The organism is Streptomyces triticagri, from assembly GCF_003429565.1.
GTDB classification, from domain to species: Bacteria; Actinomycetota; Actinomycetes; order Streptomycetales; family Streptomycetaceae; genus Streptomyces; species Streptomyces triticagri.
The window spans coordinates 1-25,059 of sequence record NZ_QUAK01000117.1; the positions used below are offsets into that span (position 1 = coordinate 1).

Annotated in this window: 24 protein-coding genes, 1 tRNA gene and 1 pseudogene; 12 read left to right on the forward strand and 14 right to left on the reverse strand. The window is 70.6% G+C overall.

Annotated features, from left to right (window positions below; genetic code table 11):
• Nucleotides 1–48: 48 nt before the first annotated feature.
• Nucleotides 49–1,323 carry a PTS transporter subunit EIIC gene (locus DY218_RS21370; protein WP_128557725.1) on the reverse strand — a complete coding sequence of 425 codons (1,275 nt, stop codon included), beginning with the start codon at nucleotides 1,321–1,323 and terminating at the stop codon, nucleotides 49–51.
• A 276-nt stretch (nucleotides 1,324–1,599) separates the two neighbouring features.
• The gene (locus DY218_RS21375) at nucleotides 1,600–2,913 is read right to left on the reverse strand and encodes a PTS transporter subunit EIIC (protein ID WP_128557726.1); all 1,314 of its coding nucleotides are present in this window, start codon (nucleotides 2,911–2,913) and stop codon (nucleotides 1,600–1,602) included.
• A 233-nt stretch (nucleotides 2,914–3,146) separates the two neighbouring features.
• Here DY218_RS21375 and DY218_RS21380 point away from each other — a divergent pair, with 233 nt between their 5' ends.
• The 4 genes from DY218_RS21380 to rdgB all read left to right on the forward strand — a co-directional run bounded on the left by DY218_RS21380 (nucleotide 3,147) and on the right by rdgB (nucleotide 5,480).
• Entirely contained in the window at nucleotides 3,147–3,380 is a 234-nt protein-coding gene (locus DY218_RS21380; protein ID WP_128557727.1) for a glucose PTS transporter subunit EIIB, read from the forward strand.
• 97 nt (nucleotides 3,381–3,477) lie between these two features.
• Complete coding sequence (gene rph / locus DY218_RS21385) at nucleotides 3,478–4,212, forward strand: ribonuclease PH (RefSeq protein ID WP_128557728.1); 735 nt, start codon at nucleotides 3,478–3,480, stop codon at nucleotides 4,210–4,212.
• 116 nt (nucleotides 4,213–4,328) lie between these two features.
• A complete protein-coding gene (locus tag DY218_RS21390) occupies nucleotides 4,329–4,715 on the forward strand; it encodes a frataxin family protein (protein WP_128557729.1) in 387 nt (128 codons plus the stop codon).
• A gap of 162 nt (nucleotides 4,716–4,877) precedes the next feature.
• A complete protein-coding gene (gene rdgB, locus DY218_RS21395) occupies nucleotides 4,878–5,480 on the forward strand; it encodes an RdgB/HAM1 family non-canonical purine NTP pyrophosphatase (protein ID WP_128557730.1) in 603 nt (200 codons plus the stop codon).
• Nucleotides 5,481–5,584: 104 nt separating this feature from the next.
• On the opposite strand, the gene DY218_RS21400 is transcribed toward rdgB, so the two are convergent.
• The 5 genes and pseudogenes from DY218_RS21400 to DY218_RS21420 all read right to left on the reverse strand — a co-directional run bounded on the left by DY218_RS21400 (nucleotide 5,585) and on the right by DY218_RS21420 (nucleotide 9,118).
• A tRNA-Leu gene (locus DY218_RS21400) sits at nucleotides 5,585–5,657 on the reverse strand.
• A gap of 87 nt (nucleotides 5,658–5,744) precedes the next feature.
• Nucleotides 5,745–6,497: a DUF1707 SHOCT-like domain-containing protein gene (locus tag DY218_RS21405; protein ID WP_128557731.1), complete on the reverse strand. Its 753-nt coding sequence runs from the start codon at nucleotides 6,495–6,497 to the stop codon at nucleotides 5,745–5,747.
• Between the two features lie 26 nt (nucleotides 6,498–6,523).
• Nucleotides 6,524–7,516 carry an ABC transporter ATP-binding protein gene (locus DY218_RS21410; RefSeq protein ID WP_128557732.1) on the reverse strand — a complete coding sequence of 331 codons (993 nt, stop codon included), beginning with the start codon at nucleotides 7,514–7,516 and terminating at the stop codon, nucleotides 6,524–6,526.
• Nucleotides 7,517–7,521: 5 nt separating this feature from the next.
• Nucleotides 7,522–8,328, reverse strand: a pseudogene (locus DY218_RS21415) (ABC transporter permease); the annotation flags it as partial.
• A complete protein-coding gene (locus DY218_RS21420; protein ID WP_128557733.1) occupies nucleotides 8,318–9,118 on the reverse strand; it encodes an ABC transporter permease in 801 nt (266 codons plus the stop codon). The pseudogene DY218_RS21415 and the gene DY218_RS21420, both read right to left, overlap by 11 nt.
• Nucleotides 9,119–9,343: 225 nt before the next feature.
• Between DY218_RS21420 and DY218_RS21425 the strand changes: the two genes are divergently transcribed.
• A complete protein-coding gene (locus DY218_RS21425) occupies nucleotides 9,344–11,695 on the forward strand; it encodes a transglycosylase domain-containing protein (protein WP_128557734.1) in 2,352 nt (783 codons plus the stop codon).
• Between the two features lie 22 nt (nucleotides 11,696–11,717).
• Here the strand turns inward: DY218_RS21425 and DY218_RS21430 are convergent, their stop codons facing one another.
• Both DY218_RS21430 and DY218_RS21435 read right to left on the reverse strand, forming a co-directional pair.
• Nucleotides 11,718–12,059, reverse strand: coding sequence for a GroES family chaperonin (locus DY218_RS21430; protein ID WP_199566818.1), 342 nt, complete (start codon nucleotides 12,057–12,059; stop codon nucleotides 11,718–11,720).
• Between the two features lie 43 nt (nucleotides 12,060–12,102).
• Entirely contained in the window at nucleotides 12,103–12,423 is a 321-nt protein-coding gene (locus DY218_RS21435; RefSeq protein WP_128557735.1) for a DUF3618 domain-containing protein, read from the reverse strand.
• Between the two features lie 156 nt (nucleotides 12,424–12,579).
• Here DY218_RS21435 and bcp point away from each other — a divergent pair, with 156 nt between their 5' ends.
• Together bcp and DY218_RS21445 are read left to right on the forward strand one after the other, a co-directional pair.
• Nucleotides 12,580–13,047, forward strand: coding sequence for a thioredoxin-dependent thiol peroxidase (gene bcp / locus DY218_RS21440; protein WP_128557736.1), 468 nt, complete (start codon nucleotides 12,580–12,582; stop codon nucleotides 13,045–13,047).
• A gap of 155 nt (nucleotides 13,048–13,202) precedes the next feature.
• Nucleotides 13,203–14,213 (forward strand): hypothetical protein, encoded by a 1,011-nt coding sequence (locus DY218_RS21445; protein WP_128557737.1) that lies wholly within the window; start codon nucleotides 13,203–13,205, stop codon nucleotides 14,211–14,213.
• Nucleotides 14,214–14,390: 177 nt separating this feature from the next.
• Here DY218_RS21445 and DY218_RS21450 read toward each other — a convergent pair whose 3' ends face one another.
• Complete coding sequence (locus tag DY218_RS21450; protein ID WP_128557738.1) at nucleotides 14,391–15,488, reverse strand: hypothetical protein; 1,098 nt, start codon at nucleotides 15,486–15,488, stop codon at nucleotides 14,391–14,393.
• A gap of 26 nt (nucleotides 15,489–15,514) precedes the next feature.
• Nucleotides 15,515–16,861: an SGNH/GDSL hydrolase family protein gene (locus DY218_RS21455; RefSeq protein WP_128557739.1), complete on the reverse strand. Its 1,347-nt coding sequence runs from the start codon at nucleotides 16,859–16,861 to the stop codon at nucleotides 15,515–15,517.
• Nucleotides 16,862–17,002: 141 nt separating this feature from the next.
• Between DY218_RS21455 and DY218_RS21460 the strand changes: the two genes are divergently transcribed.
• Nucleotides 17,003–18,517 carry a DUF445 domain-containing protein gene (locus tag DY218_RS21460; protein WP_407703669.1) on the forward strand — a complete coding sequence of 505 codons (1,515 nt, stop codon included), beginning with the start codon at nucleotides 17,003–17,005 and terminating at the stop codon, nucleotides 18,515–18,517.
• A gap of 81 nt (nucleotides 18,518–18,598) precedes the next feature.
• On the opposite strand, the gene DY218_RS21465 is transcribed toward DY218_RS21460, so the two are convergent.
• On the reverse strand, nucleotides 18,599–19,921 hold the full coding sequence (locus tag DY218_RS21465) for an MFS transporter (RefSeq protein WP_128557741.1): 1,323 nt from the start codon (nucleotides 19,919–19,921) through the stop codon (nucleotides 18,599–18,601).
• Nucleotides 19,922–19,992: 71 nt separating this feature from the next.
• On the opposite strand from DY218_RS21465, the gene DY218_RS21470 reads away from it, so the two are divergent.
• The 4 genes from DY218_RS21470 to DY218_RS21485 all read left to right on the forward strand — a co-directional run bounded on the left by DY218_RS21470 (nucleotide 19,993) and on the right by DY218_RS21485 (nucleotide 23,373).
• Entirely contained in the window at nucleotides 19,993–21,072 is a 1,080-nt protein-coding gene (locus DY218_RS21470; protein ID WP_128557742.1) for a GlxA family transcriptional regulator, read from the forward strand.
• Between the two features lie 151 nt (nucleotides 21,073–21,223).
• A complete protein-coding gene (locus tag DY218_RS21475) occupies nucleotides 21,224–21,637 on the forward strand; it encodes a hypothetical protein (RefSeq protein ID WP_128557743.1) in 414 nt (137 codons plus the stop codon).
• Between the two features lie 38 nt (nucleotides 21,638–21,675).
• A complete protein-coding gene (locus DY218_RS21480; protein WP_128557744.1) occupies nucleotides 21,676–22,239 on the forward strand; it encodes a hypothetical protein in 564 nt (187 codons plus the stop codon).
• A gap of 588 nt (nucleotides 22,240–22,827) precedes the next feature.
• Nucleotides 22,828–23,373 (forward strand): N-acetyltransferase, encoded by a 546-nt coding sequence (locus DY218_RS21485; protein WP_158574078.1) that lies wholly within the window; start codon nucleotides 22,828–22,830, stop codon nucleotides 23,371–23,373.
• Nucleotides 23,374–23,413: 40 nt separating this feature from the next.
• Here DY218_RS21485 and DY218_RS21490 read toward each other — a convergent pair whose 3' ends face one another.
• Complete coding sequence (locus DY218_RS21490; protein WP_128557746.1) at nucleotides 23,414–24,034, reverse strand: dihydrofolate reductase family protein; 621 nt, start codon at nucleotides 24,032–24,034, stop codon at nucleotides 23,414–23,416.
• A gap of 1 nt (nucleotide 24,035) precedes the next feature.
• Complete coding sequence (locus DY218_RS21495) at nucleotides 24,036–24,956, reverse strand: metalloregulator ArsR/SmtB family transcription factor (RefSeq protein ID WP_128557758.1); 921 nt, start codon at nucleotides 24,954–24,956, stop codon at nucleotides 24,036–24,038.
• Nucleotides 24,957–25,059 lie beyond the last annotated feature (103 nt).

Consider the following 25,059-nt stretch of genomic DNA (forward strand, 5'->3'; position numbering starts at 1 on the left):
CTGTCGGTGACGACAGCGGCGGGGGCTTCCGCGTAACGGCCCGGCGGCCTACTTGCCCTCGGCCTTCTCGAGCTCCGCGAGCTCCTCGTCCGACTCGCGGCCGGGCGTGGGGAGGTTGAACTTGACGATGGCGAAGCGGAACACCACGTAGTACAGGGCGGCGAAGCAGAGTCCGACCAGGGCCAGGCCCCACGGGTTGTTCGCGATGCCCAGGTTCAGGAAGTAGTCGATCGCGCCGGCCGAGAAGCCGAAGCCGTCCCGCATGCCGAGTGCCCAGGTCAGGGCCATCGAGATACCGGTGAGCACCGCGTGGATCGCGTACAGGACCGGGGCGATGAACATGAAGGTGAACTCGATCGGCTCGGTCACACCGGTCACGAAGGCGGTGAGCGCGAGCGAGAACATCATGCCGCCGACGACCTTGCGGCGCTCGGGGCGGGCCGCGTGGGTGATCGCGAGGCAGGCCGCCGGGAGGGCGAACATCATGATCGGGAAGAAGCCGGTCATGAACTGTCCGGCGGTCGGGTCACCGGCGAGGAAGCGGGCGATGTCGCCGTGCACCTGGGTGCCGCCGTCGTCGAACGAACCGGCCTGGAACCACGGGAAGGAGTTGAGCAGGTGGTGCATGCCGACCGGGATCAGCGCACGGTTGGCGACACCGAAGATGCCGGCGCCGACCGAGCCCGAACCGACCAGCCACTCACCGAAGTTGTGCAGACCGCTGCCGAGGACCGGCCAGATCAGGCCGAAGATGATACCGAGGACGAGACCCGCGAAGGCCGAGAGGATCGGGACCATCCGGCGGCCGCCGAAGAAGCCCGCCCAGTCGGGCAGTTTGGTGCGGTAGAAGCGCTGGTAGAGCAGCGCGACGACGACACCCATCACGACGCCGCCGAGCACACCGGCATTGACCGGGGCGTCCGTCATGACCACCTTGCCGTCGACCGCCTCGGCGACCTTCGGCAGATTGGAGTCGGTGAAGGTGCCGAGCACGTTCTGGAAGACCAGGTAGCCGGTGACGGCGGCGAGCGCGGTAGAGCCGTCGGACTTCTTGGCGAAGCCGATGGCGATACCGACCGCGAAGAGGAGGGCCATGTTGTCGAGCAGCGCACCGCCGCCCGCCTGCATGTAACCCGCGACCTTGGTGATGAAGGTCGGGAAGGACTCCTTGCCGAGCATGTCGTCCGCGCCGAGCCGCACCAGAAGTGCGGCGGCGGGCAGCACGGCGACCGGCAGCATGAGGCTGCGGCCGATGCGCTGCAGGACAGCCATCGCGCCGGAACCCTTCTTCTTGGCCGCGGGAGCGGCGCTGTCCGTGGACATGAATTCCTCCAGTGGGCAAGGCGCCGCCTTGGTCACGGGGGACGGCGACGTCGCGCAAAGACCTGTGCCAGAAGCCCGGAAAGGCATTCTGGTCTACACCAGTGAGTGGTGTAGACCAGTTGTAACACGTGAGGGCCGCGTAAGGAACCCGCGAATTGTGCGGCGTACGGCACCTCGTGGGCACGGCGGAAGCCGCCGACCGGTCCGGTCGGCGGCTTCCGTGAGACGGGTGTCCCGAGGCGCGGGACAGCGCGTGCTCCTGCTTGGGGCGTGGCCCTAAGCCTTCGTCTGCTCCTCGTCCAGTTTCTCCGCCTCTTCCTCGGGTTCTCGACCGGGGGTCGCGAGGTTGAACTTGCGGATCACGAAGGTGAAGAGGAAGTAGTAGACGACCGCGAAGCAGAGGCCGATCGGGATGATCAGCCAGGGTTTCGTGGCCAGACTCCAGTTGATCACGTAGTCGATGAGCCCTGCGGAGAAGCTGAAGCCGTCGTGGACGCCGAGCGCCCAGGTCACCGCCATCGACACACCGGTGAGCACCGCGTGGATCGCGTACAGCGCGGGCGCGATGAAGAGGAACGAGTACTCGATCGGCTCGGTGATGCCGGTGACGAAGGAGGTCAGGCCGACCGAGAGCATCATGCCGCCGACCACCTTGCGGCGACCGGGCCTGGCCGCGTGCGTGATGGCGAGGGCCGCGGCAGGCAGCGCGAACATCATGATCGGGAAGAAGCCCGAGGTGAACTGGCCGGCCGTCGGGTCGCCCGCCAGGAACCGGTTGATGTCACCGTGCACCACGGTCCCGTCGTCCTTGGTGAAGTCGCCGAACTGGAACCAGGTGAAGGTGTTCAGGAACTGGTGCATGCCGACGGTGAGAAGTGCACGGTTCGCGACGCCGAAGATCCCGGAGCCGAGCCAGCCGAGATCGACCAGCCACTTGGAGAAGCTGGTCAGTGCGTCACCGATGGGCGGCCAGATCCATACGCAGATGCCCGCGAAGATCAGCCCGATGAACGCCATGATGATCGGCACGAGCCGGCGGCCGTTGAAGAAGCCGAGCCAGTCGACCAGCTTCACCCGGTGGTACCGCTGCCAGAACCAGGCGGCGAGCAGCCCCATCACGATGCCGCCGAAGACCCCGGGATTCTGGTACGCGGCCTGGGCGACGGTCCCGTCCTCCGCCACACAGACGCCGCCCCACATCCCGGCCGCCCCGAAGGTGGTGTCGGCCGGGCAGTCGTCGGGGAACGCGTGCAGTACGGAGTAGTAGACGAGGAAGCCCGCGACCGCGGCGAGTGCCGTGGAGCCGTCCGCCTTCTTGGCCATGCCGATCGCGACGCCGATGCAGAACAGCAGGGGCAGGCCGAGCGAGGAGTCGAGCAGCGCACCGCCGGCGGCCGCGAAGACCTTCGCCACGTTCGTCCAGCCGAGCCCCTCGTCGCCGAAGACGTCCGGCTGGCCGAGCCGGTTGAGGATGCCCGCGGCCGGCAGCACGGCGATGGGCAGCTGGAGGCTGCGGCCCATCTTCTGCAGGCCCTGGAAGAAGCCGCTCCACCATTTCTTGCGGGGTACCTCGGCGGCTTGCGAACTCATCGGCGTACCTCCGGAACAAGCCAGGTTTGGCGGTCGTTGAAAACTGGTGTAGACCAGTTGCAGGCGAGTGGCAGGTGCCGCTCCGGACAACTCAGGACAGGGGCGACACCTTGATCGTCATCATGGAGTCCCGCTGTTCACACCGCCCGTGAAGATGGGCCAACCGTGCGTTAACGTGTCAAAGCAGACGCACGGTGCGATGAGGCCGCGTCCTTAGGAACCAGGGAGAATCCATGGCCAGCAAGGCTGAGAAGATCGTTGCCGGGCTCGGCGGCATCGACAACATCGAAGAGGTCGAGGGCTGCATCACCCGTCTCCGCACGGAGGTTCACAACGCGGACCTGGTGGACGAGGCCGCGCTGAAGGCCGCCGGCGCGCACGGCGTGGTGCGCATGGGCACCGCGATCCAGGTCGTCATCGGCACCGACGCCGACCCGATCGCCGCGGACATCGAAGACATGATGTGAGCCCTCGGCTCCCCCTCGATCCTTCCGCGTAAGGATCCGATCGGCCCCGTACCGCCGCGTGCGAACACCGGCGGACGGGGCCGATAGGCTCGGGTGCATGTCTCGTATCGACGGTCGCACGCCCGAACAGCTCCGCCCGGTCACCCTCGAGCGTGGCTGGAGCAAGCACGCCGAGGGCTCCGTCCTCGTCTCCTTCGGCGACACCAAGGTCTTCTGCACCGCCTCCGTCACGGAGGGCGTCCCGCGCTGGCGCAAGGGCAGCGGCGAGGGCTGGGTCACCGCCGAGTACTCCATGCTCCCGCGCTCCACGAACACCCGCGGCGACCGCGAGTCCGTACGCGGCAAGATCGGCGGCCGCACCCATGAGATCTCCCGCCTCATCGGCCGCTCGCTGCGCGCCGTCATCGACTACAAGGCGCTCGGCGAGAACACGATCGTCCTCGACTGCGACGTCCTGCAGGCCGACGGCGGCACCCGTACCGCAGCCATCACCGGCGCCTATGTCGCCCTCGCCGACGCCGTCGCCTGGGCCCAGTCCAAGAAACTGATCCGCGCCAAGTCGCAGCCGCTCACCGGCACGGTCTCCGCCGTCAGCGTCGGCATCGTGGGCGGCGTCCCGCTGCTCGACCTCGCTTACGAGGAAGACGTACGCGCCGACACCGACATGAACGTGGTGTGCACCGGCGACGGCCGCTTCGTCGAGGTGCAGGGCACCGCCGAGGCCGAGCCGTTCGCCCGCGACGAGCTGAACTCGCTGCTGGACCTCGCGGTCGCCGGCTGCGACGAACTCGCCGCGCTGCAGCGGAAGTCGCTGGACACGCCCGCCGGCTGACCTGCGCCGCCGACGGCTGCCCGCCGAGCAACCAACTGCGCCTCGGCAGGCGTTTATACGGGTACGGACGCATGCGAACAGCCGTGCGTCCGCCCGTATCAGCGGAGGGAACGACCATGGCCTCGGGCCGCCGACGTATTGCCATCGCCGCCGCCACCCTTGCGCTCGCCGTGCCGTTCGCGGTCGGCTGCAGCGCCGTGGACAAGGCGCTCGACTGCGTGCAGACCGCCGACGACGTCGCGGAGAGCGCGACGGATCTGCAGCGGGCGGTGGAGAAGGCGGGTGACGATCCGCTCGCCGCGGACGAGGCGCTCGATGCGATCGAGGAGAATCTCGGGGAGATCGGGGACAAGGCGGACGACGCGGACGTCGAGAAGGCGGTCGACCACCTCGAGACTGCCGTCGGGAATGTGCGTGACTCCATCAAGTCGGGGGACTCGACCCCCGACGTGTCGCCCGTCGTCGACGCCACGGGCGAACTCACCAAGGCCTGCAAGCCTTGACGGCTTTGACGGTCCCCGCCCCGCCCCTTCCCGAATCTCCTCAATCGCCGGAGGGGGCTCTATAAGAGCCCCTCCGGCGATTGAGGAGGCCCGTCCGGCAGGACTTTCGGGAAGGGGCGGGGCGGGGATCTCTCACCCCCGGCGGGCCGGATAATCGACCCCATGACCCGCCTCATCCTCGCCACCCGGAACCCGGGAAAGATCAGCGAACTGAAGTCGATCCTCGCGGACGCCGGCGTCCCCCACGAACTCGTCGGCGCCGACGCCTACCCCCACATCCCGGACGTCCCGGAAACCGGCGTGACCTTCGCCGAGAACGCCCTGCTCAAGGCCCACGCCCTGGCCACCGCCACCGGCCTCCCCGCCGTCGCCGACGACTCCGGCCTCTGCGTGGACGTACTCGGCGGAGCCCCCGGAATCTTCTCCGCCCGCTGGGCCGGCCGGCACGGCGACGACAAGGCCAACCTGGACCTGCTCCTCGCCCAACTCGCCGACATCGCACCGGAACACCGCGCCGCCCACTTCGCCTGCGCCGCCGCCCTCGCCCTGCCCGACGGCACCGAGCGCGTCGTCGAGGGCCGCCTCACCGGCACCCTGCGCACCGCACCCGCCGGCAGCGGCGGCTTCGGCTACGACCCGATCCTGCAGCCGGACGGCGAGAACCGGACCTGCGCGGAGCTGTCCGCCGAGGAGAAGAACGCGATCAGCCACCGCGGCAAGGCGTTCCGCGCCCTGGTCCCCGTCGTACGGGAACTCGTCGCCTGACCGGCGCGACGGACCCCGACGGACGCGACGGACCCGACGGACTCAGCAAAGGGGCCCGCCCCGCGGATCGCCGCTGGGCGGGCCCCTCGTCACTCACCTGTCTGTGCGCCCGGTCGGATTCGAACCGACAAACACGACCACCTAAAGATCGCCGCTCAGCCCTTGGCGTACGGGCGCCTCGGCCGGGGCCTACTGTACGGGGCCGCGGCGCGGGGCGGGAGAGCGCTCTGCCGCTTACCGGCCGCTCAGCCGTTCACCGCCCGCTCAGCCGAGCTCCTTGCGGCCGCGCCGCCCGTCGTCGTCGAGCTCGTCCGGCGAGAGCCGCTCCAGCTTCGCGCGCCGGCGCTCCTCCTTGAGCCGCAGCCGCTCGCCCTTCGGCAGCTTGCGCTGCAGGCCGACCCCGCCCATCAGCGCGAACCCGGTGAGCACCACCCGCGGCGCCCCCGGCTCGGGCGGCGTACCGTCCTCGCGGTGGTCGAAGCCGCCCATGAAGCCGAAGCCGCGGACGACCACCTCGACGCCCGGCGGCACCACGACATTCAGCCCACCCATGATCGCAATGCAGTTGATCACGGTCTCGCGCTCCGTGAAACGGGCCTCGCGCAGATCGATCTCGCCACCGCCCCAGAACGCGAACGACGTGAAGCGCCGCCCGACGGTCCAGTGCCCCTTGCGCTGGAATCCCCCCATGACCGCCACCGCGGACGAGGAGCTGGGCTCGCCGCCGACGTCCACCCGCGCCGCCCAGCCCGCGGTGTCCGCGGCAGTGGAGCGCGCGGCTGCGACGTCCGCCTTCCGCACCCCGGCGGCCGGCAGATCCCGGGTGAGGGGCTCCAGCTCCGCGTAGGTGCGCGCCGCGTACGTCGACTCGAGCCGCTCCTCGAACTCCTCGAGATTCAGGCGGCCTTCGGCCATCGCATCGCGCAGCCGCTCGGCCACACGGTCCCGGTCGGCATCGGAGGCCCGGATCTCCGGGAGATCATCACCCGTGCGCTTCTCCGGCAGGTCGTCGCCCATGGGATCAGCCTAGAGGGCGTCTCCCCCTAAGGGGCGGCCCGGTCCTCGTACATTTTCGCGATCACTGCCTCGATGTCCGGCTCCCGCACGGAGAGATCGACCAGCGGATACGCGGAGGCCACCGCGGTGACGACAGGGGCCGCGGACGCGGCCGCCGGGATGGCGAGCCACTGCCGTGGGCCCTCGACCTTGAGGACCCGGGCACCCGGCGCGTCCACCGGAGGCAGCTCCTCGGCGAGGTCCACGACGAGGGTGCGCTCGCTCTCGCCGATCTCGTGCAGACCCGCGAGGGCCCCGTCGTACATCAGACGGCCGTGGTCGATGACCATCACGCGCTCGCAGAGCTGCTCGATGTCCTGCAGATCGTGCGTGGTGAGCAGCACCGTGGTGCCCCGCTCGGCATTGAGGTCGCGCAGGAACGTGCGGACCTTCGTCTTGCTGATCACGTCCAGGCCGATGGTCGGCTCGTCCAGGTAGAGCACCTCGGGGTCGTGCAGCAGGGCGGCCGCGATGTCGCCGCGCATCCGCTGGCCGAGCGAGAGCTGACGCACCGGAGTGTCCAACAGCTCGCCGAGCTCCAGGAGTTCGACACAGCGGTCCAGGTTCTCCCGGAAGCGCCGGTCCTCGACCCGGTACATCCGGTGCATCAGCCGGTACGAGTCGATCAGCGGCAGGTCCCACCAGAGCGTGGTGCGCTGCCCGAAGACCACCCCGATACGGCGGGTGAGGCGGGTGCGGTCGCGGGCCGGTTCGATGCCGGCGACCCGTACACGGCCCGCGCTCGGGGTGAGGATCCCGGTGAGCATCTTGATCGTGGTCGACTTGCCCGCGCCGTTGGGCCCGATGTAGCCGACCATCTCGCCGCGCGGCACGGTGAAGGAGATGCCGTCCACGGCACGTACCCGATGCTTCTCGCGCCGCACGAGACCGGTCTTCTTCCGCACGTCGAAGACCTTCTGCAGATCGTCGACCACGATGTGGTCCGTGCCGTCCGCAGAGCTCTCCGGATGCCTGCTCATCTGCGTCAACTCCCCGTACTGCGGTAGGAACGAAGGCCCGCCCGCCAGGCGAGCGAGGCGAGCGCACAGCACACCACGGCCACCACGGGCGGCAGGAAGGCGAGCCAGGACGGCAGCCCGGCGGGCGCCTCGCGGCCCAGGACGTACAGCGCGGGCAGCCAGTTCACGAACGCAAGCGGCAGGACGAAGGTGACCCCGCGCACCAGTTCCCGCGCGAAGATCGACGGCGGATACTGCAGGAGCGTGTTCCCGCCGTACGTGAAGGCGTTCTGCACCTCCGCGGAGTCCTGCGCAAGGAACTGGAAGGCCGCGCCGGCCGTGAACACCGCCGAGAAGATCGCCGCCCCGCTGAGCAGCATCACCGGCACAAGCAGCGCCCGGGCGGGCGTCCAGTCGATGTCGACGACGGTCAGGGCATAGCCGAAGACCAGCACGCCCTGAGTGATCCGGCCGAGCCGGCGCAGCGCGAAGCGGTCCGCGGCCACCTGCACCAGTACCGGTGCGGGCCGCACGAGCAGAGTGTCGAGCGTGCCGTCCCGCACCCGCCGGCCGAGCCGGTCCATCGAGCCCATCACCAGATCCGCGATCCCGAAGGCGATCCCGGTGGCGCCGTACAGGAAGGCGATCTCGCCGAGCGTGAAGCCGCCGAGCGCGTCCACGTGCGAGAACATCAGCAGGATCGCCACGAAGTCGAATGCGGTCGCAGCGAAGTTCCCGAAGAGCGTCATCGCGAACGAGGCGCGGTACGTCATCGTGGAGCGGATCCACATCGCGGCGATCATGCGGTACGCACGGATTCCGTCAACCACCCTGCACCACCACCCTCTTGGTGGCGACGGCCTGCAGCACGCGCCCCGCGCCGATCAGGGCGAGCGCCCAGCCGGCCTGGAAGGCGAACGCCCCGAGCAGGTCGATTCCGGTCCGCTTGCCGAGGAACACATCGGCGGGCACCTGCAGGAACGAGGACCACGGCAGCGCGCGGGCGAGCTCGCCGAGCGCACCCGGGAACACGTTCAGCGGCAGCAGCATCCCCGAGAAGAACATCCCGCCCAGCCAGGCGATCTGAGCCACCCCCGCCCCGTCGAGCAGCCAGAACGCCGAGAGCGCCACCAGATAGCGCACCGCGAAGCTGACGACGACCCCGAGCGCGACCGCCACCAGGAACGCGACCCACACCAGCGGATCGCCCGGCAGCGCGAGCTCGAAGGCCAGCGAGCCGATCACCATCGGAACGATGCCGCGACCCAGGAAATGAAACAGGGCACGCCCCAAGTCACCGGCCAGCCACCACAGTTGGAGATCCACCGGACGGTACAGATCGATCGCGATGTCGCCGGTGCGGATGCGCTCGATCAGCTCGTCCTCGAAGCCGCCGCCCATCATGGCGCAGGTCGCGAGCAGCGCCTGGCCGAGCCAGACGAAGGTGAGCGCCTCGGCCTGGTCGTAGCCCCCGAGCTGCGGGCGCTCGGACCAGAGCGCGATGTACGTGTACGCCAGGACGAAACCGAAGACCGTGTTGGTGAAGACTCCCGCCGCGGTGGCCACCCGATAGGTGGCGTAGCGGCGGAATCCACTGGCGGCGACTGCCGCGTACAGCCGCACGTCCGTTGCCCCTCCTCCTCGGCCAAAGAGCACGACCCTAGCCCTGGACGGCGGGTGCGCGCCAAGGAATTTCACCCGGGCGGCCGACGGCAGGGGCGCAACGGCTCCGCGCCGTCCGCGTTGGTCACTGGACGCGGGTCCACAGTGCCGACGCTGTGGGGGAGCCGTGCGGGCACGTTTCCGCAGGGCCGGGCGTACCACGGTGAATCGGGAGTTCCGGCACAGATGAGTGACGAGTCGCAGCAGCACGGCACCGGCGACGAGCGGCCCGCCACCGATCCGGGCGGAGCCGCGGCCTCCGCCGGGCCCAAGCCGTCCACCGGGCCCAAGCCTGCCACCGAGCCCAAGAAGCAGCGCCCCAAGCGCACCGGTTGGCGCCGCCTGGTGCCGACCTGGCGGATGGTCCTCGGCACCCTCCTGGGGCTGCTGATCCTGCTCGGCGGCGCCTTCCTGGCCGGCTATCTGATCGTGGACATCCCGCCCGCCAACGCCGCCGCGACCAAGCAGAGCAACGTCTACCTCTACGCCGACGGCACTCAACTCGCCCGCGACGGCGAGGTGAACCGCGAGAACGTCCAGCTCAGCCAGGTCCCGAAGAAGGTGCAGCACGCCGTACTGGCCGCCGAGGACCGCGACTTCCACTCGGAGTCCGCCGTCGACCCGCAGGCGATGCTGCGCGCCGCCTGGAACACGGTGACCGGCAAGGGCCGCCAGTCCGGCTCCACGATCACCCAGCAGTACGTGAAGAACTACTACCTCGACCAGGACCAGACCCTGACCCGCAAGGTCAAGGAGTTCTTCATCGCCATCAAGCTGGACCGCCAGGTCAGCAAGGACGACATCCTGCAGGGCTATCTGAACACCAGCTACTTCGGCCGCAACGCCTACGGCATCCAGGCCGCAGCCCAGTCGTACTTCGGCAAGGACGTCGGCGACATCAGCACCGCCCAGGGCGCCTATCTCGCGACCCTGCTCAACTCGCCCAACGCGTACGACGTCACCGCACATCCGGAGAACAGGCCGCGCGCCCTCGCCCGCTGGAACTACGTCCTGGACGGCATGGTCGACAAGGAATGGCTGAGCCCCAAGTCCCGTGCCGCCATGGAGTTCCCGAAGCCGAAGGAGGCGAAGGGCGCCGCGGGCCTCTCGGGCCAGCGCGGCTATCTGGTGAAGGCCGTCGAGGACTATCTCGCCGAGCAGAAGATCCTCGACGCGGACACCCTGGCCAGGGGCGGCTACCGGATCACCACCACTCTCGACCCCGACCGCCAGGACGCCTTCGTGGACGCGGTCGACGAGCAGCTGATGTCCAAGGTCGACCGAGATGCCCGCAAGATCGACCGGAACGTGCGGGCCGGCGGCGCCGCCATCGACACCGCGAGCGGCGAGGTCGTCGCCATGTACGGCGGCATCGACTACACGAAGCAGTACGTGAACAACGCCACCCGGCGCGACTACCAAGTCGGCTCCACCTTCAAGCCGTTCGTCTTCACCGCCGCGGCCGTGCACGACTCGACCACCCAGGACGGCCGCCCCATCACCCCCAACACGGTCTACGACGGCACCAACCGCCGCCCGGTGCAGGGCTGGGACGGCGGCCACTACGCACCCGCCAACGAGGACGACGCCGACTACGGCAGCATCACCGTGAGCACCGCCACGGACCGCTCCGTCAACTCGGTGTACGCGCAGATGGCCGTCGACGTGGGCTCCGACAAGGTCCGCGACACCGCGATCGACCTCGGCATCCCCGCGAGCACCCCGGACCTGAACGAGTCCCCGTCGATCGCGCTCGGCCCGTCCACCGCAAGCGTCCTCGACATGGCCGAGGCGTACGCGACGCTCGCCAACCACGGCCGGCACGGCCCGTACACCCTCGTCGAGCGCATCACCAAGGACGGCAAGGAGATCGACCTGCCGGACGGGAACACCCGGCAGGCGGTCGACCGGGAGGCCGCGGACACCACCACATCGATGCTGCGCAGCGTCGTCGACGGCGGTACGGGCACGGCGGCTCAGGCCGCGGGACGGCCGGCCGCCGGCAAGACGGGCACGGCGGAGGAGGACAAGGCGGCCTGGTTCGCCGGGTACACACCCGATCTGGCGACCGTGGTCGCGGTGATGGGCCAGGACCCGGACACGGCCGTGCAGACCCCGCTGTACGGGGCGCTCGGGGAGGCGCGGATCAACGGCGGCGGCTTCCCGGCCCGTATCTGGGCGCAGTTCACCCGTGAGGCCCTGGAGGGTGAGCCGGTCCGCGACTTCGACCTGCGGATGCAGGACGGCGCCGACGAACCGCCCCCGCCCGTACCGCCCGAGGAGCAGCCGGAACCGGAGCCGGATGAGTCCACGCAGGGCCCGTCGGACGGCCCGTCCGCGCCCCCGTCCGAGGCGCCCACCGGCACTCCGTCCGCCCCGGAGCCGGAGACACCGGACCAGGGCGGCACCGAGGGACAGGACCAGGAGCGGCCGGGCGACACCGGCGGAGACGCCCCGGAAGGCGGTGACGGCGGCACTCTGGGCGGGCCGACGGGCCAGGGCATCCTCGGCCGCCCGGACCGGCGCGCACCGCAGTGAGGGGCGGGGGCGCCGAGGACTGCTACAGGTACAGGCCCGTCGAGTCCTCGGAGCCCTCGAAGCGGTCCGCGGCCACGGCGTGCAGATCGCGCTCGCGCATCAGGAGGTAGGCGATGCCGCGCACCTCGACCTCGGCGCGGTCCTCCGGGTCGTACAGGACGCGGTCGCCCGGCTCCACGGTGCGGACGTTCTGCCCGACGGCGACGACCTCGGCCCAGCCGAGGCGCTTGCCGACGGCGGCGGTCGCGGGGATCACGATGCCGCCGGTGGAGCGCCGCTCGCCCTCCGGGATGTCGGTCCTGACGAGCACCCGGTCGTGCAGCATCCGGATGGGCAGCTTGTCGTGGTGGGTGTTCTCGCTCACGCCTCGAACCTACCTGCACCCGTGCCCCGCCGCGGCGGGCGGGTCAGCCCCGGCGGCGGCGGGAGGAGACGACCAGCAGGCCGACCAGGCCGACGGCCATCAGGGCGACCGGCACGACCCGCTCCAGGCGCGGGGTGCCCTCCTCGTTCACGAACTTGGACCGTACGTCGCTGACCGCGCGGTTGGCCCCGACGTAGGCACGGCCGAGGGTCTGGTCGACGCTGCCGACGACCCGGGCCTTCGCGTCGCCGACGATCGTCTTCGGGTGCACCCGAACGCCGATCTCGTCGAGGGTCTCGGCCAGCCGCGAGCGCCGTTCTTCGATGTCCGCCTCGATCTCGGCGGGAGTCCTGGCATCCGACACCGCGCTGCCTTTCCGTCGTCGTACGTCCGGCTGTCGTTCCGATCCGTGGACGGATCGTCTCTGGTCTGTGGACAGTCTGTCAGCTCCGGCCGGAACGCACCGCACAGCACCCCCATTACGCTCAGGTGCAACGACCACCTCAGCGAGGAGACCCTGATGAGCGAGCGCCTGCAGCCCGGCGACACCGCACCTGCCTTCACCCTGCCCGACGCCGACGGCAACGAGGTCTCGCTTGCGGACCACAAGGGCCGCAAGGTCATCGTGTACTTCTACCCGGCCGCCCTGACCCCCGGCTGCACCAAGCAGGCCTGCGACTTCACCGACAATCTGGATGTGCTCGCCGGCGCGGGCTACGACGTCATCGGCGTCTCGCCCGACAAGCCGGAGAAGCTCGCCAAGTTCCGCGAGAAGGAGGACCTCAAGGTCACCCTGGTCGGCGACCCGTCCAAGGAGATCCTCGAGGCGTACGGGGCCTTCGGCGAGAAGAAGCTCTACGGCAAGACGGTCACCGGGGTGATCCGTTCCACCGTGGTGGTGGACGAGGAGGGCAAGGTCGAGCGTGCGCTGTACAACGTGAAGGCCACCGGCCACGTCGCGAAGATCATCAAGGACCTGGGGATCTGAGCATCCCGGGGCGCGGCTGATCGGTACATGCCCACCCGGTAGGGTCCGGCCCGTACGGATCAACGGACCTCCGGGCCGGGCACACGTCCGGGCGGGGGCACGACAGTGCGGGGGCGGGCGCGGTGCCGCGTTGGGCGAGGCTGACGGTGGCGGCGGTGATCGTGCTCGGCCTGGCCGGGTACGGCACATTCCCGTACGCCAAGGACTGGTGGCTGAGCCGCGAGGTGTGCGGCGGCGCGCTGCCCGACGACGCGGTCGACGCGCTCAGCCCCGACTCCGGTGAGCACCACCTCGCAGAGTCCGACGAGAAGCGCGTCGGCGCCCTGGGCAGCTACCGCTGCGAGCTCAGCTACGACCGGGGCGAGGATGCGCCGCCCGCCTCGGTCTTCAGCGTCACCGCGGACACTCGGCGCGACCCCCAGGACGCCTCCCTGTGGGGGACGTTCGAGGACGAGGGCTGGTCGGCCGTCTCGCCGCTGCCCGACGGCATGCCCGGATTCATCGACGACTCCGGCGCCGTACAGCTGATGGCGAAGTGCCCCGAGCTCGGCAAGGACGACGACGGGCGTCCGCGGCGGATCCTGGTGCGCACGGCGGCCGGCTGGGACGCGGACCGGAAGGCGCCCGATGCACTGGTCGGTGTCGCGGTGGCGGCCGCCAACCGTGCGTCGGAGCAACTGGGCTGCGGCGCGAAGCCGTTCAAGAAGACCGGGAAGGTCAGGTCCACCGACCCGGAGCCGGTCGCGCTCGAGCCGTCGAAGGCCGCCGGGACCGTCTGCGCGGCCTTCGCCGAGGCGGACCTGCCGGCCGGCACCAAGCTGCGCCCGAGGTCCAACTCCTCGGCCCCCGTGGCCCGTTGCGAACTGGTCAAGGGCGGCGACAGAGCCCCGAAGGCGGTCTTCGGCGCCTGGTACGGGGACTGGAGCAAGCGCCTGATCCACGAGGACACCCACGGACACCCGCGCCGCCCCGACACGGCGACCGCACGCTGCGACGGCGAGACGGCCGTCTTCGACGGCTGGGCGGAGGACGACTTCGGCCTGACCGACCGTCAAGTCCGTGCCCTGATAGCCGATTTCTCCTCCGCCGAGACCACCCACCGCAAGTGCACGTCCCTCACCCGCCCAACCCCACCAGCCGTCAAATCCAGCCCGTCCGGCGTTTGAGACATCTTTCGGCCCGTGCGGCGCTTGAGGAGATCCTTTCAGCCCGTCCGGCGTTTGAGGACATCTATCAGCCCGTCCGGCGTTTGAGGACGAGGCCGCCAGGCCGACGGCCTGAAAACACGACCCACCCCCCACCGGTGGCCGGCAAACCGAACCCCCCACCCCCCGGCCGGAGGCTCACCGTAGCCACCACCCCCGCACATACGCGTTCTCGCACAGCCCCCGAAGCTCACCCGCCCGCGCCTCCCGCACACCCCGATCACGAACCCACCCGTCCAGCACCCGAAGGATCTGCCCACGCCCGTCGAAGAGGTCCCCGTCCAGCTTCCCGGACGGCGCACGCCGCGCCGAATCACCCATCGGCGGCCGGGACTTCACCAGCCGTGAGGCCGGCACGTACGCGCCCCGGACATGCCGGCGCACCTCCCGGTCGAAACCGGCCATGTCCTCGATCCCGCCGTCCTGGCCATGGTCGTAGCGGTACTGCAGGAGTTCGGCGATGCGCTCTGCGCTGCCCTTCAGGTCCCACTCCACCCGCCACGACTCCCCGGCCGTACGGCCGGGCAGCAGCGCCCGGTCGTCCAGACGCTCCAAGTAGTGCGCGAGATAGGCGCGTTCGGCGTCGTACAGGATCGCGAACGCCTCCGGGCCCCGGGCGAGTTCACGGGTCAGAACGGCCAGCGCGCTGAGCCTTCCGGGCGCCGCCGGCGGCCTGTACTCGTGGATCGGATGGGCCTCGTCCGGGTGCAGGAAGCGCCCGACCTTGCCGGCACTGCCGTCCCGCGCGATGTCCGCGGCGGTGTACACGGGCGCGCCGGGCTCGCGGATGTCGGTGACGCCCTGCCGCGCACGGTCCACGGGCTGGCTCGCCAGCATCCGCGCGACGTACGGAGCCATCTCGGCCGGCGGCCCCTCCTCGGTGAATGCCTGCACCACCGCGTACGAGGCCCGTGCCTGCGCGGGCGACAGCGGGCGGCCCGCCGCGGGCACGGTGGCCGCGACGACCGCCCGGCCGAGCGCCTCGGCGCCGTCTCCGCACACCTTCTCGTGGCCGAGCAGCCTGCGCACATCGGCCAGCCGCGCCAGATCGTCACCGGGATCGAGGGCCTTGGTGGCGGCCACCGGATCGTCCCCGAGCCGTTTCGCGGACGCCGGTACGGACGCGCATCCGCCGCCCGCGAGCCGCGGCACACCCACCCCCGCCGTGACCACCAGCGCGAGCGCCGCCCCCGCCACGTACCACCGTCGCCGACCACCCCGTATCCACTCGCGCATCCGCGCAGGTTAGCCAGCGGGCCGGGTCAGAGCTCGGCCGGGGTGGAGCCCTTCAGATGGCTCAGGTTGAACGCCTCGCCCATTTTGCGGAAGCCGGCGTCGCTCGGGTGCAGATGGTCGCCCGAGTCGAATGGGGCGCGGAGCTTCACCGGCTGGTACGGGTCGCGCAGGGCGCGGTCGAAGTCGACGACCTCGTCGAAGACCTTGCCGGAACGGATCTGCGTGTTGACCGCCCGCCGTACGGCGTCCAACTGCGGGCTGTAGCCGCGGTGTCCACCGAACGGCATCAGCGTCGCACCGACCACGCGCAGTCCACGCGCATGCGCCTGGCGGGTCAACTCCCGCAGCCCGTCGGTGATCTTCTGCGGATCCGTCTGATGCGGGTTGCGCAGGATGTCATTGACGCCGAGGGCGATCACGACGGCCTTGACGCCGCTGCGGCCCAGTACGTCGCGCTGGAAGCGGGACAGGCCGCTGGGGTTGTCCGCGGGCCGCCCGAGCCCGTCCGACAGGACGCGGTTGCCACTGATGCCCTGATTGATCACGCTGTAGCGCGGAGCCCCCGCCTCGTCGCGCAGCCGGTCCGAAAGGACGTCGGTCCAGCGGCTGTTGGCGCCCATCGTCGCGGATATCCCGTCGGTGAGCGAGTCGCCGATGACGACCACCGTGCCGTCCGCCTCGCGGCTCAGCACGTCGACCGCGGTCAGATAGCGCCAGTACGGGCTCTGCTGCGTGTACGCGTCGCCCCGCGGGTCCTCCGTGCGGTCCCCGCGCGCCACGTACGAGATCTGCCGCGCGTGCGGGTGGTACGTGACCGGACCGGACGCGGTCGGCGAGAAGGTGGTGACCAGCAGGTCCGCGTCCGACGGCACCTGGAGGCGGGCCGCGTCGCTGACCACCTGCTCGCCGGGCGCGATCACCACCGAGTGGTTGCCGCCGAAGGTCAGCCGCCGCAGTGTGCCGGCCGCCGCCGTCGGGTTGCTCGGCGCGGCCGCGACCGCCACCGAACCGTGCGTGATGGACAGCGGCTCCTGCCCGTACAGATTCGACAGTGTGATCCGTACGCTGCTGCCGCCGACGCTGGTGTGCACGACGTTACGTATGGAACGCCCCGGGTAACCGCGCAGCGTGCGGGGCTCCGCCCCCGCGGGCGAGGAGGACCAGGTGCCCACCCAGGAGCCCGAGGACGCCGGTGCCGCCGAACTCTGCGGGGTGCGCCCGCCCGCCTGCACTCCGCCGTCGTCCCCGTCCCGGGCCGCCACCACATAGATGGCCACGGAGACAAGCAGCACAAGGGCCACCATGCCGGCCAGCAGGGCGCTGCTCCGCACGGGCGACAAGCCCCCGAGGCCCCCCTCGTCGCGCCTGGTCATGCTGCGTTTATCTCCTCGGACAGAGGGAGCCCGAGGCTCCGATTGGACAATCCCATTTTGCGGCATGCCGCCGGGGGCTGCGCACGGCACCCCCCGGCACAACAGACGCCGGGAACTCGTGGTTCGTTCCAGGAGTAGCTGATGCAGAGAGAATGCTTACGGGGGAACGGGCGACGGGTGGAGCGGATGGAACGTACAAAACCGGACGAGCCGGAACAATCGCCTGACGAAGCCACGGGGCAGTCTGCCCTCGAGGCCGGCGCGTCATTCCCGGCAGAGGCCGCGAAAGGGGCGGAATCGTCCCGTCCGGGGGCTCCGGGGGCTCCGGGGGCTTCGGGGACTCTGGGTGCTTCGGGTGCTTCGGGGACTCCGGGTGGTCCGGCGGGCCCGGGAATGTTCACGTACAGCGAGGCCGACGAGATCAAGCGCCGGGGCGTACGCCGTATGAAGGCCTTCGCCACCGCGCTCCTCGGCCTGGTCGCCGTGGTCTACGCGCTCGCCGGCTGGGCCGAGCACTCCGGGGCGGGCCCGTGGGCCGGATACGTCGCCGCCGCGGCGGAGGCCGGCATGGTCGGCGCGCTGGCCGACTGGTTCGCCGTCACCGCGCTCTTCCGGCATCCACTCGGCCTGCCCATCCCGCACACCGCGATCATTCCGACCAAGAAGGACCAGCTCGGCGTCTCGCTCGGCGAATTCGTCGGGGAGAACTTCCTCTCCCGTGAGGTGGTACGCCGCCGACTGCGCGCCGTCGGCATCGGCAGCCGGCTCGGCGCCTGGCTGGCCGAGCCCGAGCACGCGGACCGCGTCACCGCTGAACTCTCCACCGCGCTGCGCGGCGCCCTGACCGTGCTGCGCGACTCCGACGTCCAGGCGATCGTCGGCGAGGCCATCACCCGCCGCGCGGACGCCGCGGAGATCGCCCCCGGCCTCGGCAAGATGCTCGACAAGGTCGTCGCGGACGGCGGCCACCGGCGCATCGTCGACCTGGTCTGCGTCCGCGCCCACGACTGGCTCGTCGCCCACAGTGACCAGGTGATGGACGCCGTCGAGGGCGGTGCGCCCGGCTGGACCCCGCGGTTCGTGGACCGCAAGGTCGGCGAGCGGGTCTACAAGGAGCTGCTTCGCTTCGTCACCGAGATGCGGGACATGCCCGAGCACCCGGCCCGCGGCGCCGTCGACAAGTTCCTCTCCGACTTCGCCGCCGATCTGCAGACCGACGGCGACACCCGGGCCCGCGTCGAGCGTCTCAAGTCCGAGGTGCTCGGCCGCGGCGAGGTGCAGGACCTGATCGCCTCCGCCTGGTCCTCGGTGCGTGCGATGGTCGTCGCGGCCGCCGAGGACGAGCGCAGCGAGCTGCGGATGCGGGTACGCACGGCGCTGCTCTCGCTCGGTCAGCGGCTCGCCACGGACGGCCGGCTGCAGAACAAGGTCGACGGCTGGATCGAGGACGCCGCCGTCTACGTCGTGCAGACGTACCGCGGCGAGATCACCTCCCTCATCACCGACACCGTGGCCGGCTGGGACGCCGACCACACCTCGAAGAAGATCGAGGCCCATATCGGCCGTGACCTGCAGTTCATCCGGATCAACGGCACGGTGGTCGGGTCGCTCGCGGGTCTGGCGATCCATGCGGTGACCCGGATCGCCGGGGGATAGGTCCCTCTGCGGTGCGTGCGGGTGTGGTGCCTGCGGAGCCGGGGCGGTCGCGGAGCCGGGTCGCTCACGGTGCCGGGTCGTTCACGGTGCCGGATGCCCGGCGGGCCGCGGCCTGCGTACGACCAGGGCGAGCAGTGCCGCCGCCGCGCACAGGGCCGCCGTGGTCACCCACACCACGTCGTAGGAGCCGAACAGATCGCGCGCCACACCACCGCCGAACGCGACTGCACCGGCGCCCAGTTGGTGCCCGGCATTCACCCAGCCGAACACGATCGCGCCCCGGGACCCGAAGTGCTCACGCGCCAGCGCGATCGTCGGCGGCACCGTCGCCACGTCCAGCAGGCCGAAGACCACCGCGAAGGCGACCAGCGGTGCGTTCAGGGTCGCCGCGAACAGCAGCGGCAGCACCAGCAGGGACAGGCCGCGCACGGCGAAGTACGCGGCGAGCAGCCGCCGTGCGTCGTAGCGGTCGGTGAGCCAGCCGGAGGCGACCGTGCCCGCCACGTTGAAGATCCCGATCAGCGCGAGCACCGACGCCGCCGCCGTCACCGGCATCCCGTGATCGTGCGCGGCGGGCGCGAAATGGCTCCACATCACGCCGTTCGTCGACGCGCCGCACACCGCGAAGATCCCGGCGAGCAGCCAGAACGGCGCGGTCCGCGACGCCGACACCAGGGTCCGTACGGCCCGCCCCGCGGCGCCGGACACCGGCTCCGGCCTGGGCACGAACTCCCGTGCGCCGTGCGGGAGTCGGCCGACATCGGCCGGGTGGTCCCGCAGAAAGGCGGCGACCAGCGGCGTCGCCACGGCCGCGGCCACCGCCAGGGAGAGCGTGGCGGTACGCCAACCCGGCCCCGCCACCACCCGTGAGAGCACCGGCAGGAACACGAACTGCCCGAACACACTCGCCGCCGTCAGCAGCCCCGCGACCAGACCGCGCCGTGCCACGAACCAGCGCTCCGTCAGCGTCGCCGCGAACACCATGGACGCCGCGCCACTGCCCAGCCCCACGAACACGCCCCAGTACAGGACGAGTTGCCACACCTCGCCCATCGTCAGGGTGCCCGCGGCGCCGGTCGCGATCAGGGCGAGCGAGCCGCCGATCACCCTGCGCATGCCGAACCGGTCCATCAGCGCGGCGGCGAACGGCGCCGTCGCCCCGTACACCACCATGTTCACCGCCATCGCGACCCCGATCGAGCCGCGTGACCAGCCGAACTCGCTGTGCAGCGGCCCGACCAGGAGCCCCGCCAGGGTGGTGAACGCGCCCGCCGTGACGATGGCGACCGCCGCGACGCCTGCGACGGCCCAGGGTCGGAGATTGCGGCGGGGCGGCGCGGGCGCCGGGGCTGTCGGGGTGGGGGTGAGGGCTGTGCCCGTTCCGGATCCAGTGCTTGCGTTCATGATTCGAGCCTGCGGCCCGGGTGCGTGCCCGTACGAGTGGCCAGATGGCCATGATGTGAAAGAATCTGGCCATGACTGCTGCTGTCTCCGCTGTCTCTGCTGTCTCCGCGCGCTCCGGCTCGCCGCACCGGGTCGCCGTGCTCGTACGGCACGGGGTGCTCCCGATGGAACTCGGCCTGGTGCACCAGCTGTTCGGCTCCGCCCGGTCGCCGGCGGGCGAGCCCCTCTACTCCGTGGTCACCTGCGCACTCGAACCCGGATCGGTCCGCACGGACGTCGATTTCACCCTCCACGCGGACCACGGCCCCGAGGCGCTGGCCGTGGCGGACACCGTCGTCGTACCGGCCTCGCACGAGCAGGACGAGTACCTGGACGCACCCCTGACGGGGCCGCTCGCCGACGCCCTCGCGGCGATCCCCGCGGCCGGCCGGATCGCCTCGATCTGCACCGGCGCCTTCGTACTCGCCGCCCACGGGCTGCTCGACGGCCGTCGCGCCACCACGCACTGGCGCTCGGCGGAGGCCTTCGCCCGGCGCTTCCCGCAGGTCGAGACCGATCCCGAGGTGCTCTACGTCGACGAGGGACGGGTGCTGACATCGGCGGGGGAGGCCGCGGGCATCGACCTGTGCCTGCACATGATCCGGTGCGACTTCGGTGCGGCGGCCGCCGCGGACGTGGCCCGCAGGACCGTGGTGCCACCGCACCGCGAGGGCGGCCAGGCCCAGTACATCCCGCGCCCGGTCGCCGAGCCCGATCTCGCCGGTACCGGGGCGTCCCGCGCCTGGGCCCTGACCCGACTCGGCGAACCTCTCACCCTCAAGCAGCTCGCCGCCCGCGACGGCATGAGTGTGCGCACCTTCAGCCGCCGCTTCCGCGAGGAGGTCGGCCTCACCCCGATGCAGTGGCTGACCCGCCAACGCCTCGAATACGCCCGCCAGTTGCTGGAGGAGACGGACCACACGATCGACCGCATCGCCACGAAGTCCGGCTTCGGCACGAGCGCGTCCCTACGCCAACACTTCCAGACGACTCTCGGCACGTCCCCGGGCGCATACCGCACGACGTTCCGGGGCCCTGCCACCCCGGCCACCAGCCCCAGCCCGCCCAACACCTCCAGCCCGTCCGGCACCTCCAGCCCGTCCGGCGTTTGAGGACATCTTGTTCAGCCCGTCCGGCGTTTGAGGACGAGGCCCTCAGGCCGATGCCTGAGAAGCCGCCGCCTGAGAACGGGACAAGTACTCGCCCGCAAACTGAGTACTCGTACTCTGTGGTCGCCCCCAGGCAATCCCACAGGGTGAACCCATGACGACAATCACCCAGCCCCAGCCCAGGACAAAGACCATGCCCCACGCCGTGGCCGCATTCCTCGTCCCCCTGCTCTCCGGCACCGCCTACCTCCTCTTCCTCCCGTGGGACCTCCGCAACCGCCCCGCATCCCCGGGCGTCATAGACGAGACAACTCCGGTGACAGCCACCGGAGTCGTGGGACTGACCGTGGTGCTCCTGCTGCTCGCCGCCTACTTGGGCCGCACGGGCCACCCCGCGCTCGCCGTCCCGCTCGTCGCCGCACCACCCGCGGCCCTGCTCCTGGCGTCCTTCGTCACACACCCGGAGCAGGACGCGGCCGCGTGGCCAGTCGCCTGGGTGTTCTTCAGCGCCCTGCTCGCGGGCGGCGCACTGGTCGCGGCGAAGATGGGCGCCCGCTGGCGCCGCTGACCGCTTGACCTGCAGTGCTTCGCCTTCGGGGGGTGGCGATGGGCCAGTATCACGCGCACGACGACGAGGAGTTCGCCAAGCCACAGGTGTCGCGCCATGCGAACGGCCGCCCGTGGCGGGAGCCCAGAAGGATCGCGATCCTTTCGCCGCTCCCGGAGCGTCCGAGGCGGGAGCGACAGGTCGTACGCCTCCTCGGCTTCGTGATCAGCGCCGCGAGCTGGCCACTCGCCCTGCCCGACGCGTCGTTCACCGGGGCCTCGCTGAGCGATACGGAGCAGAGCAACTCCCTGACGGGTTTCGCGGTGTGCGGTGTCCTGTTCATGTGCCTGGCCTACTACTTCGGCCACCGCGGCCAGATCGCGTGGTCCGTACTCCTCATCGCCGGCCCGCCGTCGGCGTACTGGCTGCTGGGGCAGGTCACCGCCGCCGCTGCGGGGCGCAACGACGACTGGCCGATGGCCTCCGCGATCGGTGTCGTGATGATCTGCTGGCTCTGCGTCGACACAGCCGGCCTGGCACATCTGTCGCGCCTCTATCGCGTGTGCCGCCGGGACAGACACCAGCCCGCCGTATGTGTCTACTGCCGGAGGGTGAAGCGATGAGGCCCCACGACGGCGGCACCGGCGACCGGGACGAGGCGGCATTCGCCAAGCCGCAGGTCTCACGCCACGCAACCGGACGGACGCGGAAGCAGCGCCGGACCGGCCGTACCTCGACGCGGCTGTCCGACTTGCCCCGCCGCGAGCGGGCGAGGGTGAGTCTCGTTTGTTTCGCCGTTCTGAACATCTCCTGCCTTCCGACCCTGCCCCGGGCTGTGTCCGTCGCCAACGGCGCTCAGGACGCGACTCCTTCCGCTGCAACCCAGTTGGCCATGTCCATCACCGTGTGATCGTGCACGCGGCAGCCGCCGGGTACTGCCGCCCCCATGTGTAGAACCGTCCCGCCGACCACCTCCCCCTCCCACGACACGCCCGGCACCGTGGCTTGATTCCGTCCCCGGGTGCACACTCGCAGATCTGTGCCCACGCAACCGGGCTCATCTGCCCATCTGCCGCGTACCGCAAGGCAGTTGATGATCGCGGACGAATGGCATCAACCCCTGTGCTTCCGTCCCGCATTACGCCACACCGGCACCAACGCCTACATTCGGGCGCAGCGGATTCAACCGACCGGATCAAGGAGCAGTACCGGTGATCTGTTACGGACCCACCGTCCTCGACCTCGCCGAGGAGCTGGTGGACGCATACGCCGAGGTCTTCTCGGCCCCGCCCTGGAACGAGGGCGAAGAAGGCGCCGAGCGCTTCCACGGCCGCCTGCGCAGTGCGGCCGACCGCCCGGGGTTCCGTGCGGTCCTGGCGCAGTCCCCGCAGGGCATCGACGGCTTCGCCATCGCCCGCCTCACCCCGAAGACCCTGCCGGACACCCCGCTGTACGCCAAGGTCGCCGCCCAACTCGGCCCTCGGCGAGTGGCCGAACTGCTGGTGGGAGCACTCGAGTTGGACGAGCTCGCCGTACGACGGCACGCCCGGCCCCAAGGTGTCGGCCGCTCACTCCTCACCGAGCTGGCCGCGGACGCTCCGTCGGGCCGTGCCTGGGTGGCCATGGCCCGCCGTGCGGAGCGCGCGGTGGCCAGCTACCGCCGCCTCGGCTGGCACGAGGCGGAGCCCTTGCCTCACTGTGCGAACGAGATCATCGTCTTCCTCTCCCCGAAACATCCGTCTGCCGTCGCGGCCTGACTTGCACATCCCCTGCCGGCGAGTGTGGAACGGGGCGGCTTCAGCGGACGCGGTCATAGGTCACAGAGATCTCGCCGAGCTCGCCGGTCTCCTGCCGGGCGATCTGCCATTTCGACCCGGGCAGCCCGTCCTCGAACAGCCTCTCACCGCCGCCTGCAATCTCGGGGCATATCAGCAGGTACAACCGGTCGACCAGATCGGCGGCGAGGAGCGGTTTGATGACGCTCGGGCTGCTATTGACCAGAATGTCGCCCGCGTCCGCACCTCCGCCTCCGTCCGTCGCCCTGAGGTCCTGGATGACCGCGGCCGCCGGAGCGTTCACCAACCGGGTCCGTTCCCAAGGGGATTCGGTCAGAGTCCGCGACAGGACCACCTTGTCCACGTCCACCAGCCACTTCGCGTAGTCCCGGTCCCGCGGATCGGCGCTGTCGTCCTCGGCGACCGTCGGCCAGAACGCGAGGAAACCCTCCGCATTGACCCGGCCGAGCACCGCCGTCGTCGCGTGCTCCCAGATGCGGCTGAGGTGGTCCCGCGCCGTCTCGGTCGTGGCGTAGCCGACGATCGCGCCCATGTCGGCGGGGCCACCGGGGCCGCTGTACCTCCCGTCGAGGGTGAGTCCGATGTTGGCGGTGACCCTGCGTGCGGTCGGGTCGGTCGTCATGTCACTTCTCCTTCTCGTCGGTGTCTGTGGATGTTCGTGCGGGTGCCTGCGCGGGAGTTGCGCCGGGACTCGAGTGCTGTGATCCGGCCACCGCCACGGCGAGGTGGTCGAGACTCTGACCGAAGCCGATCTCGATCCCGGCGATGAAGTCCGCGGAGTCGACGGTGCTGTCGGTGATCCGCCAGCGGACGTCGAGATCCGTGCCGGCGCCCGAGGGTGTCAGGGCCATGTCGACGTGGGCGGTGAACGCGGGGCTGCCGTCGGGCAGCAGCGGCGAGTTCCGATACGTCAGGCGTTCCAGCGGCCGCACCTCCTCGACCACCCCCTCCGCGCGCCCGGCCGCCGGCCCGGCGTCGCCCGAATCCTCGAGATCCCGGTATGCATGGGCGATCCGCCCACCCGGTCGTGCCTCGAAGACGAGCTCTGCGACGCGCAGTTCGGCCGGTGTCCACCACTGGGCGAGCAGATCCACCTCGGTGAGATGCCGCCACACCACCTCCGGGCTCCCCGGCAGCGCACGGTGGAACGTGAACGTCCGGTCGTCGGCCCATCCCGACGCCTGCGCCGCGAGCCGCTCGGCGCGGACGCCCGCCCCGTACTGCTCGTACGTCTCCCGTGGACCACCCGGCCGGTCCGAGGTGTCCGCGAGCAGATTCAGCACCGCCGCCAGATCCCGCAGCGGGTCGGAGCGCAGCGCATACACCCTGCGCTGCCCCGTCCGCTGCGAGGTGACCACACCCGCACGCTCGAGCGTCTGCAGATGCTTGGTCGTCTGCGGCTGCCGCGCCCCGGCCAACTCGGCCAGCACCCCGACAGGCCGAGGCCGCTCGGCCAACAACCCCACCAGCCGCCACCGCGCCGCGTCAGCCAACGCAGCAAGAACCACCGTTTCCAAGACACTCGCCTCGCCGGCAACGGCCATGACGCCGGCGTCACCCGCGTCAGGTACGCGGTCTGCCCGATCTCCATCGTCCATGCCGGAAGTATGCCTCGTGACGAATATTCGAGTCAAGGAATACAAGAAG